Source organism: Pseudomonas sp. BJa3 (assembly GCF_026343815.1).
GTDB classification, from domain to species: Bacteria; Pseudomonadota; Gammaproteobacteria; order Pseudomonadales; family Pseudomonadaceae; genus Aquipseudomonas; species Aquipseudomonas soli.
In genome coordinates this window covers 1-3,071 of record NZ_JAOXMC010000042.1, presented here as the reverse complement: position 1 = coordinate 3,071, position 3,071 = coordinate 1, and the positions used below count along the sequence as shown (strand labels likewise).

Genomic DNA, 3,071 nt, shown 5'->3' with positions numbered 1-3,071 from the left:
CAGCAGTGAAACGATGCATCGCCGATGGTAGTGTGGGGTTTCCCCATGTGAGAGTAGGTCATCGTCAAGATTCATTTTGCAAAACCCCTATCTGCGCGAGCAGGTAGGGGTTTTGTCTTTGCGCGTTTGGCAAGTTAACGCCCACCCTTGTAGGAGCCCGTCGCCTGTAATGGCAGCGGTAGCCCTTTTCCTATGCAAGCCCTCGGGGCGTGGCTATCATGCCAGCCTTATTCCGAGTCGAGATTGGCATGCTGAAGTTGTTGAACCTCCTCAAGGATGGCCGGTTCCATTCCGGAGAAGCCCTGGGGGCCGCCCTCGGGGTGAGTCGCAGCGCCGTTTGGAAGCAGCTGCAGCACCTGGAGAGCGAACTGAACCTGACCATTCACAAGGTACGTGGCCGCGGCTATCAGCTGGCGGCGCCGTTGAACCTGCTCGAAGCGCAGGCAATCGCCAAGTTCGCGCAGGGCGAGCCGTGGCCGGTGTTCATTCACGACACCATCGACTCCACCAATGCCGAAGGACTGAGGCTGATTGCGCAAGGGCAAGCGGCGCCGTTTCTGGTGCTGGCCGAGCGCCAGAGTGCAGGTCGCGGTCGTCGTGGGCGTCCGTGGGTCAGTCCTTTTGCGGAAAACCTCTATTACAGCCTGGTCTTGCGCATCGATGGCGGCATGCGTCAGCTGGAGGGCTTGAGCCTGGTGGTTGGCCTGGCGGTGATGCGTACACTGCAGGCGTTCGGGCTAAAGGATGTGGGGCTCAAGTGGCCCAATGATGTCCTTGCAGACGGGCGCAAGATCACCGGAATACTCCTGGAGCTGGTCGGGGATCCTGCGGACGTCTGCCATGTGGTGCTGGGTATCGGCATCAATGTAAACATGCAGGGCAACGAACAGATCGATCAGCAATGGGCCTCGATGCGCGGTGAAGCTGGGCAGCTGGTGGATCGCAACCACCTGGTGGCGGTGCTCAGCCAGCAGTTGCAACACGAACTTGGTCGCCATCGCCGCTATGGCTTCGCTGCGTTCCAGGAGGAATGGGAGCAGGCGCACCTGTGGCAGGGGCGCAAAGTTTCGCTTGTCGCGGGCACTTCGCGTATCGAAGGTGTCGCGCTGGGGGTGGATGGGCAGGGCGGCTTGCGTCTGGAGGTCGATGGTGTGGAGAAGAGCTTCAGCGGCGGCGAGCTGAGCCTGAGGTTGCGTGATGATTCTTGAGCTCGATTGTGGAAACAGCTTTATCAAGTGGCGCGTCATCCATGCAGCCGACTGCACCATCAACGGTGGCGGCATCGTGGACTCCGATCAGGCATTGGTCGCAGCTGTCGCAGGGCTCTCTAGCCTGAGTCTGACTGGTTGCCGCATGGTCAGCGTGCGCAGTGAGGAGGAAACTTCATCGCTGTGCGCATTGATCCAGGCCTCGTTCGGGGTCGAGGTAAACGTGGCCCAGCCTGTGCAGGAAATGGCCGGCGTGCGCAATGGCTATGACGATTATCAGCGTCTGGGCATGGACCGCTGGCTGGGCGCGCTGGGCGCCTATCACCTGGCCGGGCGAGCTTGCCTGGTCATCGATTTCGGCACCGCGGCCAAGGCCGATTTCGTCGCGGCCAATGGTGAGCACCTGGGGGGCTACATCTGCCCGGGCATGCCGCTGATGCGTAGCCAGTTGCGCACCCATACCCGGCGTATTCGCTATGACGATGCATCGGCCGAGCGCGCCCTGAGCAGCCTGGCGCCGGGGCGCTCGACCGTCGAGGCGGTCGAGCGTGGTTGTGTGCTGATGCTCCAGGGCTTCGCCCGTACCCAGATCGAGCAGGCCAGGGCGATGTGGGGTGAGGACTTCACTGTGTTTCTGACCGGTGGGGATGCGCCCTTGGTACAGGAGGCGGCACCGAAGGCTCGGATCGTGCCGGACTTGGTATTCGTCGGTTTGGCCATGGCCTGTCCATTGAACTGAGGTGACTGACTATGCGCTGGTTGTTTCTGCTGTTGGTTGTGCTCAACGTCTTTTATTACGTGTGGCATCAGCAGGAAGCTCCCCTGAAGGTCAAGGAAGTCGCCCCGTTGGCTTTGTACAAAGGTTCTCAGCAGGAAATCCGCCTGTTGCGTGAAACCGGAGTTGCGGCGCCCGTCCGGCGCCGTGACGAATGCCTGGTGGTTGGGGGCATGGCTGCGCCCGAGCAGCTCGAGGCCTTGCGTCAGCGGCTGGTCAGTCTGGATATCGCTGCCCTGCCAGTGGTTGGTCAGCTACCGGGTGCCGACGGGCTCTGGCTCAAGGTTGCCCCGGAAAGCGAGCGTTTGCTGGACCCGGCTGTGCTCTCGACTCTTTCCAAGGATTTCAAAGACTTAAAACACAAAATTATTTTGTGCGAGGGTATTGCAACTGCCGAATAGCTTGATAGAATGGCGCCCGCTTCACAGGGAACATCACCTAGGTGGTAGATCTGGAGGCAGTGTCAAAGCAGCTAAGTTTCAGATTTGATTGAAAAAATTTGAAAAAACGCTTGACACTGGGACGGCAGACAAATAGAATGCCGGCCACATCTGGAGGGATTCCCGAGCGGCCAAAGGGGACGGACTGTAAATCCGTTGCGAGAGCTTCGAAGGTTCGAATCCTTCTCCCTCCACCAGTTTTAGCGAGAGCCGCAAGCTCCGCGGGTATAGTTTAGTGGTAGAACCTCAGCCTTCCAAGCTGATGATGCGGGTTCGATTCCCGCTACCCGCTCCAAGTTTGCTGTTGTTGCACAAAGTGTTTCGCTCTTGTAGCTCAGTTGGTAGAGCACACCCTTGGTAAGGGTGAGGTCAGCGGTTCAAGTCCGCTCAAGAGCTCCATATAAACAAGGCAGATATGAAAATATCTGCCTTTGTTTTATCAGCGGTATGACTATTTCTTCTGCGGAGGACTGTATCGATGGCTAAGGAAAAGTTTGATCGTTCGCTACCTCACGTTAACGTCGGCACTATCGGCCACGTTGACCACGGTAAGACTACTCTGACTGCAGCGCTGACCCGCGTCTGCTCCGAAGTTTTCGGTTCGGCCGTCGTTGAGTTCGACAAGATCGACTCGGCTCCGGAAGAAAA

Annotated in this window: 4 protein-coding genes and 3 tRNA genes; all 7 read left to right on the top strand. The window is 58.6% G+C overall.

Annotated features, from left to right (window positions below; all coding sequences use genetic code 11):
• The first annotated feature begins 248 nt into the window (after positions 1-248).
• A complete protein-coding gene (gene birA / locus OH705_RS26790; protein ID WP_023631084.1) occupies positions 249-1,208 on the top strand; it encodes a bifunctional biotin--[acetyl-CoA-carboxylase] ligase/biotin operon repressor BirA in 960 nt (319 codons plus the stop codon).
• A complete protein-coding gene (locus OH705_RS26785) occupies positions 1,198-1,947 on the top strand; it encodes a pantothenate kinase (protein WP_023631085.1) in 750 nt (249 codons plus the stop codon). Before birA ends, OH705_RS26785 begins: the two co-directional genes overlap by 11 nt.
• 11 nt (positions 1,948-1,958) lie before the next feature.
• The gene (locus tag OH705_RS26780; protein WP_023631086.1) at positions 1,959-2,384 is read left to right on the top strand and encodes a hypothetical protein; all 426 of its coding nucleotides are present in this window, start codon (positions 1,959-1,961) and stop codon (positions 2,382-2,384) included.
• Positions 2,385-2,536: 152 nt separating this feature from the next.
• Positions 2,537-2,620, top strand: a tRNA-Tyr gene (locus OH705_RS26775).
• A gap of 24 nt (positions 2,621-2,644) precedes the next feature.
• Positions 2,645-2,718, top strand: a tRNA-Gly gene (locus OH705_RS26770).
• A gap of 28 nt (positions 2,719-2,746) precedes the next feature.
• Positions 2,747-2,822, top strand: a tRNA-Thr gene (locus OH705_RS26765).
• 79 nt (positions 2,823-2,901) lie between these two features.
• Positions 2,902-3,071 (top strand): GTP-binding protein (locus OH705_RS26760; protein ID WP_232888303.1); only part of this gene is annotated, 170 nt, incomplete at its 3' end.